The 12,916-nt window shown below is 63.5% G+C and carries 14 protein-coding genes; 4 read left to right on the top strand and 10 right to left on the bottom strand.

Annotation, left to right across the window (positions count from 1 at the left end; translation table 11 throughout):
• The 7 genes from WBV42_RS18110 to cyoE form a co-directional block, all read right to left on the bottom strand.
• Positions 1–440, bottom strand: a 440-nt coding sequence (locus tag WBV42_RS18110; protein WP_423987263.1) for an AMP-binding protein, incomplete at its 3' end; no start/stop codon positions are given.
• Positions 437–1,459 carry a mandelate racemase/muconate lactonizing enzyme family protein gene (locus tag WBV42_RS18115; protein WP_423987264.1) on the bottom strand — a complete coding sequence of 341 codons (1,023 nt, stop codon included), beginning with the start codon at positions 1,457–1,459 and terminating at the stop codon, positions 437–439. The genes WBV42_RS18110 and WBV42_RS18115, both read right to left, overlap by 4 nt.
• Complete coding sequence (locus WBV42_RS18120; RefSeq protein WP_423987265.1) at positions 1,456–2,397, bottom strand: 1,4-dihydroxy-2-naphthoate polyprenyltransferase; 942 nt, start codon at positions 2,395–2,397, stop codon at positions 1,456–1,458. Before WBV42_RS18120 ends, WBV42_RS18115 begins: the two co-directional genes overlap by 4 nt.
• 303 nt (positions 2,398–2,700) lie before the next feature.
• On the bottom strand, positions 2,701–3,462 hold the full coding sequence (locus WBV42_RS18125) for an ABC transporter permease (protein ID WP_423987266.1): 762 nt from the start codon (positions 3,460–3,462) through the stop codon (positions 2,701–2,703).
• Positions 3,459–4,397: an ABC transporter ATP-binding protein gene (locus WBV42_RS18130; protein ID WP_423987267.1), complete on the bottom strand. Its 939-nt coding sequence runs from the start codon at positions 4,395–4,397 to the stop codon at positions 3,459–3,461. Before WBV42_RS18130 ends, WBV42_RS18125 begins: the two co-directional genes overlap by 4 nt.
• A 216-nt stretch (positions 4,398–4,613) precedes the next feature.
• The gene (locus WBV42_RS18135; protein ID WP_423987268.1) at positions 4,614–5,300 is read right to left on the bottom strand and encodes a DUF7546 family protein; all 687 of its coding nucleotides are present in this window, start codon (positions 5,298–5,300) and stop codon (positions 4,614–4,616) included.
• On the bottom strand, positions 5,297–6,682 hold the full coding sequence (gene cyoE, locus WBV42_RS18140) for a heme o synthase (RefSeq protein WP_423987275.1): 1,386 nt from the start codon (positions 6,680–6,682) through the stop codon (positions 5,297–5,299). The genes WBV42_RS18135 and cyoE overlap by 4 nt, the downstream gene beginning before the upstream one ends.
• A 108-nt stretch (positions 6,683–6,790) precedes the next feature.
• Between cyoE and coxB the strand changes: the two genes are divergently transcribed.
• The 3 genes from coxB (at position 6,791) to WBV42_RS18155 (ending at position 9,056) form a co-directional block, all read left to right on the top strand.
• Positions 6,791–7,627, top strand: a complete 837-nt coding sequence (coxB, locus tag WBV42_RS18145) for a cytochrome c oxidase subunit II (protein ID WP_423987269.1) — start codon at positions 6,791–6,793, stop codon at positions 7,625–7,627.
• Between the two features lie 128 nt (positions 7,628–7,755).
• Positions 7,756–8,613, top strand: coding sequence for a cytochrome c oxidase subunit 3 (locus WBV42_RS18150; protein ID WP_253226416.1), 858 nt, complete (start codon positions 7,756–7,758; stop codon positions 8,611–8,613).
• 161 nt (positions 8,614–8,774) lie between these two features.
• Positions 8,775–9,056, top strand: a complete 282-nt coding sequence (locus WBV42_RS18155; protein ID WP_423987270.1) for a DNA-directed RNA polymerase subunit L — start codon at positions 8,775–8,777, stop codon at positions 9,054–9,056.
• Positions 9,057–9,113: 57 nt separating this feature from the next.
• Here WBV42_RS18155 and hisF read toward each other — a convergent pair whose 3' ends face one another.
• A complete protein-coding gene (hisF, locus tag WBV42_RS18160; protein ID WP_423987271.1) occupies positions 9,114–9,929 on the bottom strand; it encodes an imidazole glycerol phosphate synthase subunit HisF in 816 nt (271 codons plus the stop codon).
• Between the two features lie 168 nt (positions 9,930–10,097).
• Here hisF and WBV42_RS18165 point away from each other — a divergent pair, with 168 nt between their 5' ends.
• Positions 10,098–11,135 carry an ArsA family ATPase gene (locus WBV42_RS18165; RefSeq protein WP_423987272.1) on the top strand — a complete coding sequence of 346 codons (1,038 nt, stop codon included), beginning with the start codon at positions 10,098–10,100 and terminating at the stop codon, positions 11,133–11,135.
• 173 nt (positions 11,136–11,308) lie between these two features.
• Here the strand turns inward: WBV42_RS18165 and WBV42_RS18170 are convergent, their stop codons facing one another.
• Together WBV42_RS18170 and WBV42_RS18175 are read right to left on the bottom strand one after the other, a co-directional pair.
• The gene (locus tag WBV42_RS18170; protein WP_423987273.1) at positions 11,309–12,160 is read right to left on the bottom strand and encodes an SDR family oxidoreductase; all 852 of its coding nucleotides are present in this window, start codon (positions 12,158–12,160) and stop codon (positions 11,309–11,311) included.
• Positions 12,161–12,184: 24 nt separating this feature from the next.
• Positions 12,185–12,916, bottom strand: a 732-nt coding sequence (locus WBV42_RS18175) for an endonuclease V (protein WP_423987274.1), incomplete at its 5' end; no start/stop codon positions are given.

Consider the following 12,916-nt stretch of genomic DNA (forward strand, 5'->3'; position numbering starts at 1 on the left):
TTTCGAGTGCTTTCACCATCCATCCCCTCCCCAGCGATTTCGTGAGCCACCGTTTCGGTGTCGGCCTCGCAGACGAGAACTGATAGATCCGTCACCGCGACCTGTCGGCGGAGTTCCGGGGTGGCCAGACGGACGTTCAGTCCGACGAGCACACAGCCCAACCGCATCGCGGCGTGGACGAGCAGCACGCCCTCCATCCGGGTCTCCATCAGCATGCCGAGGTGATCCCCTTTCCCGAGCCCCAATCCGGCCAGCTTTTCGGCAATCCCCTCGACCGCCGAATCGAGTTCCGCGTACGTCCACTCGGTGCCGTCCGCCGCTTCGACGATGGCGGTTCGGTCGGGCGACACGTCCGCCCGATGCGAGAGCCAATCGTTCATCGGCGGTTCGTTCATCACTCGCTCGTTTATTCCCCGCTCGTTCCTCTTCCGTTCGTTCATGACTCACCCCACGTATCCGCCACGCCGTTTCCGGGTTCCTGCGGAACGCTGACCGACCCGTCCACGAGTCGCGCCCGGTCGGGACCCAGATCCCGCCCCAGAAGCGTTCCGGTCGCCACCCCGCAGGCGAGACGGTCGGGAATCGCGGCCGCCGCGTGAATCGCCGCCGTCCGGGCGACGACGCCGTCGATGGTGGTCGTGACGACCGGCGTGACGCCCTCGTTCCGGGCGCGTTTCGCGACCTCCACCACCCGATCAGGACCGCCGATCACCATCGGTTTGCAGATCAGCACGTCGGCGGCACCCGCGTCGAGGACCGCCTCGACCGACGTTTCCGCGATGGACTCGTCCACGGCGACGCCGACCGGCCGGCCGCGCAGGTCGGCGAGACCGCCGATGTCGTCGGCCGGAAGCGGTTGTTCGACGTAGGCGATTCGAAGCGAGTCGAACTTGTGAAACGCTTCGCGTGCCTCCGCGCGTGACCACCCGCCGTTCGCATCGACGCGGAGTTCGACGTCCGATCCGACCGCATCCCGAACCGCCCGGAGGCGGGACACGTCGTCCGTAAGCGAACGTGCACCGACTTTCACCTTCACGGACTCGAACCCGGAATCGACCGCGTCCTCCACCGCCGCCACGGTCTCGATACGCGAACAGTCGCCGACGGTGGCGTTGGCCGGAACCGACTCGACGTGGTCCGGCCCGCCGAGAAACCGATACAGCGGTTGGTCCTCCCGCTTCGCCCGCAGGTCCGCCAGCGCGAGCGCGAAGCCGTGTCTGGCCGCCGGTGTCGATTCGAGGGACGACAGTGCGCTCTCGGGGTCATCGACGTGCGCGATGGCCGCGCGACACGCCGGAAGTGATTCGGTCCACCCCGGAAGCGGCGTCGCCTCGCCGATGCCGACGTCGTCGCCGTCATCGATGCGAATGAGGATGCCTTTTCGGTGCTCGATGGGGCCGTGTGCCGTGTCGAGCGGCGACTCCAGCGGAAGCGAGAACTCGTGCGTTTCGATAATCATACCGTCATACCGATGGCGAAACAGACCGCGTGGACGGCCAGCAGTTTTCCGGTCTGTTCGAGCGCCGGATTGAGCGCCTCACCCGACGTCTTCGTGAGCATCGTCCGGGTGATCATCGCGGCGTACGGAACCGTGATGAGCGGCAGGAGGACGGCGAGACCGAACGCCGACGTGGTCGCGAAGTAGATGGGGACGAGGTAGGAAAGGGCGAGCATACCGATGAACTCGCCGCGACTCGCACGGTAGCCGATGAGCACCGCCAGCGTCTTCTTTCCCGCTTTCCTGTCGTTCTCCAAGTCACGGACGTTGTTGACGACGAGGATGTTCGTCGAGATGGCCGCGACCGGGAGGCTCGCCAGGAACGCGGTCATCGTGACGGTTCCCCCCGGAATGGCGAGCAGGAACGGCGCGGCGACGAGGCTCGCGGCCTGCACGTAGAACGTTCCCATCACGGCGATGACGCCGAAGAAGACGAAGACGAACAGGTCGCCCAGTCCGTGTGAGCCGAGCGGAAACGGCCCGCCAGCGTAGGCGATGCCGCTGATGACGCTCGCGAGGCCGATGACGAGGATCGGTAATCCCCCGACGTAGACGAGGTAGACCCCGACGACGATGGCGAGCAGGAAGGTGCCGTACATCGCCCGTTTGACCTCGTTCGGCGCGATGAGCCCCGACTGTGTCACGCGGGTAAATCCCGTCCGTTCGTCGGTATCGACGCCCTTCACGGCGTCGTAGTAGTCGTTGGCGAAGTTCGTCCCGATCTGGATCAGCGCCGCGCCGATGAAAGCCGCGAGCGCCGGAAGCGGCGCGAACTGCTTCTCGTGAAGCGCGAACCCGATGCCGACGATGACGGGCGCGGCGGCCGCCGGAAGGGTATGTGGCCGCGCCGCCATCAGCCACGCCTGCTTCCGAGAGACGTCTGTGGCCGTATCGTTCATTATCGAGATAGTTCCGGCGAGAGGTGTATAGCATCTACGGTTTCACAGGACTCTTACCGGATTTTCTCTCCGGAGAAACGGATTCGACGGCGCGGGCGAGGAATTTCGTTTACGTGCTTCTCGTCACAAGGTGGAGATATGGACGGAAGACGGCTCGTTCTGCAGGAGTAGATCGACTCGTTTCGAGTGACGACGCTCGTCACGAATTGGGGTTGATTGTCGTTCTCGTGTGATTTTTCGCGCCGGATGAGAGGCTTCGAAAGCCCCTGTCCGGTCACGACGAACGTGGGGCGAAAGCGCCGATCAGTCCGTCTCCGGGATGGCGTAGGACCCGGCGAGGAAGAACAGCACGGCGAGGGCGGCGAGGATGACCAAGTCACCGCCGACGGCCCCGTGGGAGTACGTCAAGGTTCGGACGCCGCGCGCGAAGTACGTCAGCGGCGAGATGTTCATGATGGGACGGAACCACGACGGTAGGAGGTCCGGCGTGACGAACGTGTCCGAGAGGAACAGCAACGGCAGGGCGATGGCGTTGCTGGCGGCGATGACGCCGTCCGAGGACCCGGCGTAACTCCCCAGCAGCGAACCGAGACCGCAGAACAGCGCGACCGCCAGCGCGATGAAGACCGCGACGGCAGGCAACGTGGCGAGGGAGACGCCCGTGCTCGTCACGAGGGTCATCAGCACGAGGATGATGACGCCCGCGAGGCCGATGATGACGACGTTGACGAGGGTGTGTGCGAGCAGCCATTCGGCTCTGGTGAGCGGCGTGGTCGCCAACTTCTCGAAGCGGTTCGACTCGCGATGCCGGGAGACTGAACTCCCGACGCGCGAGAGGGGCGTGAACAGCACGACGACGGCGAGGTAGCCCGGCAGGTAGTACGCCGGGGGTTTCGAGAACAGGCCGCCCGAGCCACCCGAACCCGGATTCGTCTGTACCAGCACCGCGAAGATGAGGATGAGGATGACCGGGAAGAAGAACGTGAAGAACACGGCGGTGCGACGGCGGAGGAACGACCGCCACGCCGCACCGGCCTCCGACCTGACGCGACCGAACGACGTCATTGGTCACCTCCGGCGATGGCGGCCTCACCGGCATACCGCGTGGTTTCCGGCCCGAGCGATGCGCCGGTCAGCCTGAGGTACACGTCCTCCAAGTCCGGTTCGGTCCACGTCAGGGCCTCGTACTCGACGCCGCGGCTGTTCAAGTCCGTGACGACCTCCCCGATGTCGGCGGGGGTGACGCCGTCGAACACCAGTCCGGCTTCGGTCTCCTCGACGGTGTATCCCATCTCGACGGAGGACCGTGGGGTCGCGGTTTCCACGACGAGTCGGCTCTCGCCGCCGTACTCGCCGATGAGCGAGTCGGGCGTTCCGACGGCGACGATTTCGCCGTCCGCGAGGAGTCCGACCCGGTCGGCCAGTTGTTCCGCTTCGGCCATGTAGTGAGTCGTCAGAAAGACCGTCGTTCCGCCGTCCGCGAGGTCCTCGACGAGTCCCCAGAGCGCGCGACGTCCGGCCGGATCGATTCCGGTCGTTGGCTCGTCCAAAAAGAGGATGTCGGGATCGTTGACCAACGTCACAGCCACACAGGCCCGGCGTTGTTGTCCTCCGGAGAGGTTCTCGTACCAGGTGTCGCCCGTGTCGGTGAGACCGACGTCGGCGAGAGCATCGTCGGGGTCGCGGGCGCCGTCGTACAGGCCCGCGTAGTACGCGACGAGTTCACGGGCCGAAAGCCGGGCCGGAGGGTCGAACGACTGCGGAAGCAGTCCCACCCGTGACTTGTCCACGTTACCGGGTGGCGCACCGAGGATGGAAACGCTCCCGCCGTCGGGAGTCATCGTCCCGGTCAGTGACCGGATGAGTGTTGTCTTGCCCGCCCCGTTCGGCCCGATGAGCGCGAACACTTCGCCCGCGCCGACCGAGAGGGAGACACCGTTCAGTGCGACGGTGTCGCCGTATTCCTTCCGAACGTTCTCGGCGACGAGTGCGTCGGACATGCCCGGAACTTCTCGCCGTTGCTAAGTAAGGAGTTCGATTCGACCACCAAGCGGTCCGTCGACCGACATCACATCGAAATCGGAACTGACTGAGCCAAGATAGTTTTGCCCGAATAATTATTCAACATCGTCCGCGTTCAGCCCATCGATCCTACCGATTCCCGCCCCATCGCCCCCGTAGTCGTTCGATCCGTTCTTCGGTCGGTCGATGGGATATTACGAGTTTCGTTCTCGTCCCCACCGAATCGTCGGCCGCCAGTACAGCAACAGGACGGTGACGACGAACACGACCGTCGAGATGTCGTAGGAACCGGACGAAACCGTCGCGGCGAGTCCCGATCCCGCGCCAGCGACCCCCGTGATGAGCGACGCGACGATGGGCCACGAACAGCTCACGCAGGAGAACAGGCCGAGGACCCCCGAAATCGCGGACCCCGCCGCGTCGAGGACGGTGGCGTAGACGAGATACGCGAGCGAGAGGTAGCCGATCAGTTTGAACGGCAGGATCTCGACCCGAAACACGCTGTTGTGATACAGCAGGGCAGGTCCCCATCCCGGCGGGAGCCACGAGATTCGAAACCCGTTCGCCAGCGATCCGGGGAGCGCTCCGGTGCGGCCGAACAGACCGCCGAAGTACGCGACGAGGACGAAATACCCGATTGCGATGGCGAGCGCGACCCACCGGTCGCGCTCGTTCGTTCGAACCGGGTTCGTCTTCCACACCGCGTACAGCCCGACGTTTATCCAGATGAAGGGGTAGAGCAGGTAACGGAAGCCATAGCCGTGGGACAGTCCCTTGACGGCGAGAAAGGCCAGCAGCGCGAACAACTCCGCGTTCAGCACGACGGCACCCAACAGCAGCGATTCGTGGGACGGCCGATAGCGTGTGAATGCGGTGCTCATAGTACGAGTGCATCGACGACGATGGCGAGCAACAGCGCCCCGAGGTAGGCGTTCGACGCGTGGAACGAGCGGAACGCCGCCTTGTCGTCGCGTTCGCGGTGGAGTTGAACGACCGCGACCAGGAAGACCGCCCCGAACACGATGGTCGTGAGCGCGTACAACCAACCGAGGGTCGTCACCGTGGCGAGGACCCCCGACGCGAGCAGCGTCGCACCCAACCACAGCAGGATGTGTTTTCGGGTCTCGGCCTCGCCGCGAACCACGGGCATCATCGGGAATCCACCGCGCGCATAGTCGTCCTTGTACGCCAGCGCGAGGTTGTAGAAGTGGGCGGGCGTCCACAGGAAGATGACACCGGCCAGCACCAGCGCGGGCAGGCCGATATCGTCGGAGACGGCGGCCCAACCGATGAGCGCCGGAAGTGACCCGGCCAACCCGCCGATGACGGTGTTCTGCACCGTGTTCGGCTTCAGGATGAGCGTGTAGATCACGCTGTAGAACACGATGGCGAACAGGCCGAAGATAGCGACGAGCAGGTTCACCGAGAGGAAGACGGCCAGCGACGCGGCGGCCAGCAGGAAGCCGAAGGCGATGGCGTTCCGAAGCGGAATCTGTGCCGTCGCGGCGGGGCGGTCCGCGGTGCGGTTCATCCGCTTGTCCACGTCGCGTTCGAGGACGTGGTTGAACGTCCCGCTCGCGCCGATGGAGAGGACGCCGCCGGTGAGCGTGGCGACGATGGTGCTCACCTGCAACGTATCGGATCCGGCCGCGAGCGCCATCCCCGCCGAGGCGACGAGACAGAGCAACCACATCAAACGCGGTTTCATCAGGCGGAAGTAGGCGTACGCGGTCGCCGTGATGCCGACGAGGTCGCCGGTTTCGGTCGGTTCGTCGATGGGTTCCGGGTCGGTGAACGTCATACCGACCGCCCCATCCGACTCTTCGGGTTCGAGCGTCCACGCGAGTGCGAGGACGACACCGGTGAAGATCGCCATGCCGACGACGAGGTGGGTGTCGGCGAACGAGGTCGTCGTCGCGGAGGTGGCCGCATACGCGCCGAGGACGACCTGTATCGGGTAGAGTATCGCGGCGAACCCGATTCCCGCTTTCACTCGCGGTCGGGAGTTACGACGGAACGCCAGCACGGTCGTGGCGAACAACAGCAGGCCGACGACGAGCGCGACCACGCGATGGGTCCACGCGATGATGAGGTTCGGATCGTGGAACGGAACGATCCAATGGCCGTTGCAGGCGGGCCACGTCGGGCACGCGGAGACGGCGTTGACGAGCGAGGTCGTCGCACCGACGACGACCAAGAGATAGACGCCGACAACGGTCGCTGTCAGTGCACGTTCGAGCCGTCCAGATGAGGAATCCTGCAATGGCACCGTTGTCTGACGAATTGTATCCCCGCGTACTTAGACCATCCGACTTTCGACGGCAGTGAAGTCAGCACATATTTATGGATCACTTCCGAAGGCTAGGCCAATATGGATTCCAAGCGGATGGGACTCATCGTGGCCCTCGGCGCGATGTTCCTCGCAGTCGCTGTCGACCCTGTAGCGGCCTACAATTCGACGACAGACTCCCTGATTCGGACGCTCAACAGCCAGTTGTTGTACGCGGCGATCCCCATCTCGATCCTCGTCGAGGGGATCCTCTTCTACACCGTCTGGAAGTTCCGCAACAACGACGACCCGAAACCGACGAAGGAGAACCGACGGCTCGAAATCACGTGGACGGTCGCAACCGCGATCGTCCTCCTCTTCGTCGGGGTCGCGTCCTACGGCGTCATGGCGAACCAGTACGTCACGGTGACGCCGAAGGACACGATGAACAAGGAACCGAACGCGGTCACCGTCGACGTCATCGGTCAGCGCTACTTCTGGACCTACAACTACCCCGAGCACAACATCACGGGTTCGACGGACCTCTACATCCCGAAGGACAGACCGGTGTACTTCAACGTCACATCGACCGACTGGATACACTCGTTCCACGTTCCCAAACTCGGATTGAAACAGGACGCGATACCGGGCGAGAACAACACCATCAAGACGAAAGTCACGAAGGAAGGGGTGTATCAGGTGTACTGTGCTGAGTACTGTGGCTCCGGTCACTCGGTCATGCTGAGCAAGGTGCACGTCGTCTCGAACGCCAAGTACGAGAAGTGGCTGAAACAACAGGAGAAGAAGAACTCCGGCGGAAGTTCGAGCGGCAACGGCGGGAACAACAGTTCGAGCAGCGGCGGTAACAACAGTACTGCGGGTGGCAACAACAGTTCGAGCGGTAACAGTACTGCAGGCGGCAACAACTCGTCGGCGTAATACCGATTTTTTCCGTTTCGATGATGATTCCGTAGTGATGACTCAGGCATACTGAAACCATCGCCGACAGTTCGTCCGACGAGCGCCTTTGGGTGCATTTTTAGTAGTCGGGCCGCAACCGTCTCTGTATGACGGTAACGGACGATTCGACAGAGGAGCACGGCCATCACCTCCCGGCCGTCGAAGACTGGCCGAAAGGCTTCGGCGAGGCGTCGTGGTGGCCGATCATCACGGTACTCGGCGCATCAGGGTTCTACGTCGGTGCCGCACTGTACATTCTGGGACACGGCGGGGACACCATGGTCGGGCCGAACGTCGGCCCCATCGTGTTCATCTGTGCCGCCGCGGTCTTCCTCAGCGGACTGTACGGGTGGGTGTATCACGCCTTCGTCAAGCACTTCTGGAGTAAGGAGTCATCCGGATCGCCGAAGCTACGCTTCGGGATGATAATGTTCCTCTGCACCGAAATCGCGACGTTCGGTGCCGGGTTCGTCTACTACTTCTTCATCCGGGTCGGAACGTGGCCCCCGTCGATCGGAGAGGTTCCCGACGTCGTCAGTTCGATCGTGTTCATCAACACGATACTGCTACTGGCCAGCAGTGTCACGATTCACTGGGCGCACATCCAACTCAGAAAGAACAACAGGAGTGGATTCATCGCCGGTCTCGCAACGACGCTCGTTCTGGGTGTCATATTCCTCGGCGGGCAGGTGTACGAGTACTATGACTTCATCATCGAAAAGGGATTCACCTTCACCGGCGGCGTGTTCAACAGCGCGTTCTTCGGCCTGACCGGACTGCACGGGCTGCACGTGACGATGGGTGCGGTGCTCCTGGGCATCGTGTTGGTTCGTTCGCTGTACGGGCAGTACTCCGCAGATCGTCACGTCTCCGTGACGACCGTCTCGATGTACTGGCACTTCGTGGACGCGGTGTGGATCTTCCTCGTCGTCGTGATCTACTTCGGTTCGCAGATCGACTTCTGACCGCGAACTCGTTTTCCCGTTTTCCCCGCTCCCGAGCGCTCGCTGTCGAGACGTCTGCTCTCCGAGCGCCAGTTCGAACGCTCCCACCCCGACTCGGCGATCCGTGAACATGGAAACACGCGTTCGCAAGATTGAAACGCGAGAATGGAGAATTCCGTGGTATGGAACTGCGGGTTATCGAGAAGAGCGATACGGAACTCCGGATCGAAATCGGGGACGAGGACCACACCTTCATGAACGTGTTGAAGGGTGCACTCCTCGAAACCGAGGGCGTCGCGGCGGCGACCTACGACCTGAACCCCGAGCAGTCGGGTGGACAGACTGACCCCCTCCTCACCGTCAAAACCGAGGACGGGGTCGATCCCATCGACGCCTTGGAGGCCGGTGCACAGAACGTCAAAGACAAAACGGGCGCGTTCCACGAAGCGTTCACGAGCGCCTGAGTTTTCGGGTTCGTATTTCGTTTCGGTCTTCGTGATGCACGACGAGTGACCGGAAAGTCACAACCGAACAGGCACGTCACGGTCCGCGAGGTACTCCTTTACCTCCCGAATCGAGTACTCGCCGAAGTGGAAGATCGACGCCGCGAGCGCCGCGTCCGCGTTCGCGTCGGTGAACACCTCGTACGCGTCCTCCGGGCCGCCACACCCCGACGAGGCGATGACGGGCGTCGAAACCGAATCGCAGACGGCCTTGGTCAGCGGGACGTCGTAACCGTCCTTCGTCCCGTCCGCGTCGATGGAATTGACAAACAACTCGCCCGCGCCGCGCGACTCGGCTTCCTTCGCCCATTCGACCACGTCGATTCCGGTCCCCTCGCGGCCGCCCTTGACCGTGCACTCGAACCAGCAGGACTCGCCGTCCACCTGTTCGTAGTGTTCACCCTCCTCGTCGAACCGTCTGCGGGCGTCGACGCTGATGACGATACACTGACTGCCGAACGCCGTCGCACCCTCCGTCACGAGTTCCGGGCGCTCCAGCGCGGCGGTGTTGATCGACACCTTGTCCGCTCCGGCGCGCAGTGTCTCCTTGATGTCCTCGCGGGTTCGGATGCCGCCGCCGACGGTCAGCGGGATGAACACCTCGTCGGCGACAGAGGAGACCACGTTCAACATCGTCTCGCGGCCGTCCGCGCTGGCCGTGATGTCGAGGAAGACGAACTCGTCCGCGCCCGCCTCGTTGTACTGGCGCGCCATCTCGACCGGGTCGCCCGTGTACTGTAAGTCCTCGAAATTGACGCCGGTGTACACCGCCGGGTTCCCGTCGTCGTCCAAGTCCACGTCGATACACGGGATGATCCGCTTGGTGAGAGTCATTGGGGGTGGGTTGGGAACCGGACGGCAAAAGGAGACGGGTTACGGGAAAGGTTGCGAATAGGTAGTGAGAAAACAGAGTGTCGAGTGGAGTGGATTCCAACTACATTCGTTTGGCCTTCGTGATGCGGACAACAGAAGGTACGTAAACGTCGGCCCGATAGCACCGGTATGGCCGAAATCGACGTGGAACCCGTCGAGCAAATCGACGAGGACGTCGTCCCCGCGGGGATCGATGCACCTGAGTACGTGCTGTACGGCGGCAAAGGCGGCGTCGGGAAGACGACGATGGCCGCCGCGACGGCGCTGGCGAGCGCGCGCGACGGAACACGAACGCTCGTGGTCTCGACCGACCCGGCACACTCCCTGTCGGACACGTTCGAGTGCGACATTCCGGCGGAAGCGACGCGCATTCGGGAGGATATTCCCCTCTACGCGGCGGAGATCGATCCGGACGCCGAACTGGAGGAACAGGCCGGAATGATGGGCGAAGGAAGTCCGCTCGGCGGCATGCTCGGTGACGAGGAAGATGGCCCGATGGCGTCGCTCCTCGGCGGGGCGATGCCCGGCGCGGACGAGGCCGCCGCGATGCAGAAGCTAATCGAGTTTCTGGACGACGAGCGGTTCGACCGCGTCGTCGTGGACACCGCGCCGACGGGACACACCCTCCGGTTGCTGGAACTGCCCGAACTGATGGACACGATGGTGGGCCGGATGATGAGCCTGCGCCAGCGATTGAGTGGGATGATGGACGGCGTGAAGGACGTGTTCGGCGGCGGTGCCGACCCCGAGGAGGGAATGGGCGACCTCGACGAACTCAAGGAACGGATTCAGGAACTCCGGACGACGCTACGGGACCCGTCGCGGACCGACTTCCGCGTCGTCATGATCCCCGAGGAGATGAGCGTCTTCGAATCCAAGCGCCTGCTCGCGCGACTGGAGGAGTTCGGAATTCCGGTCGGCACGGTCGTCGTCAACCGCGTGATGGAGAACCTCGCGGACGTGACCGATTCGGTCGATTCGGAGCAGTTCGCCACTCCAAATCTCGACGATTGTGAGTTCTGCCAACAGCGCTGGGAGGTCCAGCAGGGCGCGCTTCGGGAAGCACAGGACGTGTTCCGCGGGCACACGATCAAGCGCGTTCCGCTGTTCGCCGACGAAGTCCGCGGCGAGGAGATGTTGCGCGTCGTCGCCGCCTGTCTGGACTGATTCTTCGATTTTGTCGTCTCTTCCGTTTGCTACGAGATGGGGTTGGTTTTGTTTTGATTTCAGTATCCAAGCCGCATCAAGACCGTCGCGCGCCATGCGGATGGTGTGGTTTCGTGCTCGAACGGGGATGGTCATAAAAGAATCAAACACGACCCCTCGTCGCGCTTCCCGATTTAGTCGAAGAACTTCTTGACCCAGTCGTTGGTCGAGAGTTCCGTCACGGTCCCGTACAGTTTGTCGAGCCACGCGGCGGGCAGGATGCGCGCGTACTCGGTTATCCGCGCCATCGTCCCGACCTGATAGCGGGCGTTCGGGTGCTGAACGTTCGCCGCGTCGAGGATGGTGTCAGCGACTTCCTTGGGGTGGACCGCGCCGGGCATGCCGCCGTCGATGGCCTGCCGGTCGCCGTACATCTTGTAGAAACTTTCGTATCCACCGGAGCGCTCGACGCCCTCGACCTCGTCGCTGGCGCGGTCGTAGAACTCGGTATCGACCGGGCCGGGTTCGACCAACACGACGTCCACGTCGTATTCGGAGACTTCACCGCGGAGGGAGTCCGAGATACCTTCCAGCGCGAACTTCGACCCGCTGTAGATTCCCATGCCGGGCACCGCCACGCGGCCGACCGCGCTGGAGACGTTGATGATGGTCCCTTTTCCGCGCTCGCGCATGTGCTCCAATGCGGCACGGGCCAGTCGAAGCGGCCCGTAGACGTTCACGTCGAACTGCGCGTGCACCTGTTCGATCGGCACGTCCTCGACGGGACCGGGCTGAGCGTAGCCCGCGTTGTTGACGAGGCAGTCGAGGTGGCCGTGCTCGTCGATGATCCTCCCGATGACGCGCTCCACGTCCTCGTCCTCGGTGACGTCGAGCGTCGAAATAGTACAGCCCTTCTCCCCGAGCGTCTCGATATCGGCGGGGTTTCGGCCGGTCGCATACACTTCCCAGCCGTCCGCGAGAAACGAGAGCGCGGCCTCCCGACCGATTCCCGACGAACAGCCAGTTATCAGCACAGTCTCAGCCATGGGGTTTCCTTCGGACGGGGGTGGCTAAGTATCAACGGTTTCCTTCACGTCATCAGCGTAGGCGTCCGCCCGCCGCGTCGGTTCGGGAAGTTTGTACCCCGCACAGAGCTGCCAGACCAGATCCGCGGTCGTCTCGGCGCTCACGCGGTGGCCCGAACTGACGTACAACGGGTTGATGTGGCGCTTCTCGGGGTTCGGATACTGGCGCGACTGGAGCGCGTACCCGATAACCGTCCCGTCGGGCGCGCTGACCCGCGAATTCGCCACCACGGGAACGCGCTCGCCCGCGTCCATGTGCCCCTGCGGCGGGTCGCGCAACTCGCCACAGAGCAGATTCTTGGCGACGCCGACGGTCGGCAGGTCCAACATCACGCCGACGTGCGTGGCGATTCCGGCCTGCCGGAAGTGGATGCGGCCGCTTCCGTCCACGACGGCGAGGTCGGGCGAGACGGTCAACTTCTCGAAGGCGCGCAAAATTGCGGTTCCCTCCCGGAACGACAGCAGTCCGGGGATGTACGGGATCTCCGTCTCGACGGCGGCGTGGACGCGCTCCACGACCTCCCCATCCCGCGACGCGACGAGCGCACTCACGGCGAGGTCGTCGATGAACGCCTGATCCACGCCGACGACGACGGGGGAGTCATTGGTTGCGGGCGTTTCGTCACCGGTCGGCAGGTGCGTCTGCTCCTCGTCGGTCGCTTCCGCACGAACGCTACCCGCGTCGAAGTCGAACGCGTCCTCGAAAATAGCCGTCTC

This window comes from Haladaptatus sp. (genome assembly GCF_049589095.1).
Classification (GTDB): domain Archaea; phylum Halobacteriota; class Halobacteria; order Halobacteriales; family Haladaptataceae; genus Haladaptatus.

What these genes read in the sequence shown, in the direction of transcription:
- WBV42_RS18165 (WP_423987272.1), top strand. Translation starts at nt 10,098, where the DNA reads ATGGCCGAAATCGACGTGGAACCCGTCGAGCAAATCGACGAGGACGTC.
- WBV42_RS18155 (WP_423987270.1), top strand. Translation starts at nt 8,775, where the DNA reads ATGGAACTGCGGGTTATCGAGAAGAGCGATACGGAACTCCGGATCGAA.
- hisF (WP_423987271.1), bottom strand. Translation starts at nt 9,929, where the DNA reads ATGACTCTCACCAAGCGGATCATCCCGTGTATCGACGTGGACTTGGAC.
- WBV42_RS18115 (WP_423987264.1), bottom strand. Translation starts at nt 1,459, where the DNA reads ATGATTATCGAAACGCACGAGTTCTCGCTTCCGCTGGAGTCGCCGCTC.
- WBV42_RS18120 (WP_423987265.1), bottom strand. Translation starts at nt 2,397, where the DNA reads ATGAACGATACGGCCACAGACGTCTCTCGGAAGCAGGCGTGGCTGATG.
- WBV42_RS18125 (WP_423987266.1), bottom strand. Translation starts at nt 3,462, where the DNA reads ATGACGTCGTTCGGTCGCGTCAGGTCGGAGGCCGGTGCGGCGTGGCGG.
- WBV42_RS18170 (WP_423987273.1), bottom strand. Translation starts at nt 12,160, where the DNA reads ATGGCTGAGACTGTGCTGATAACTGGCTGTTCGTCGGGAATCGGTCGG.
- WBV42_RS18135 (WP_423987268.1), bottom strand. Translation starts at nt 5,300, where the DNA reads ATGAGCACCGCATTCACACGCTATCGGCCGTCCCACGAATCGCTGCTG.
- WBV42_RS18150 (WP_253226416.1), top strand. Translation starts at nt 7,756, where the DNA reads ATGACGGTAACGGACGATTCGACAGAGGAGCACGGCCATCACCTCCCG.
- coxB (WP_423987269.1), top strand. Translation starts at nt 6,791, where the DNA reads ATGGATTCCAAGCGGATGGGACTCATCGTGGCCCTCGGCGCGATGTTC.
- WBV42_RS18130 (WP_423987267.1), bottom strand. Translation starts at nt 4,397, where the DNA reads ATGTCCGACGCACTCGTCGCCGAGAACGTTCGGAAGGAATACGGCGAC.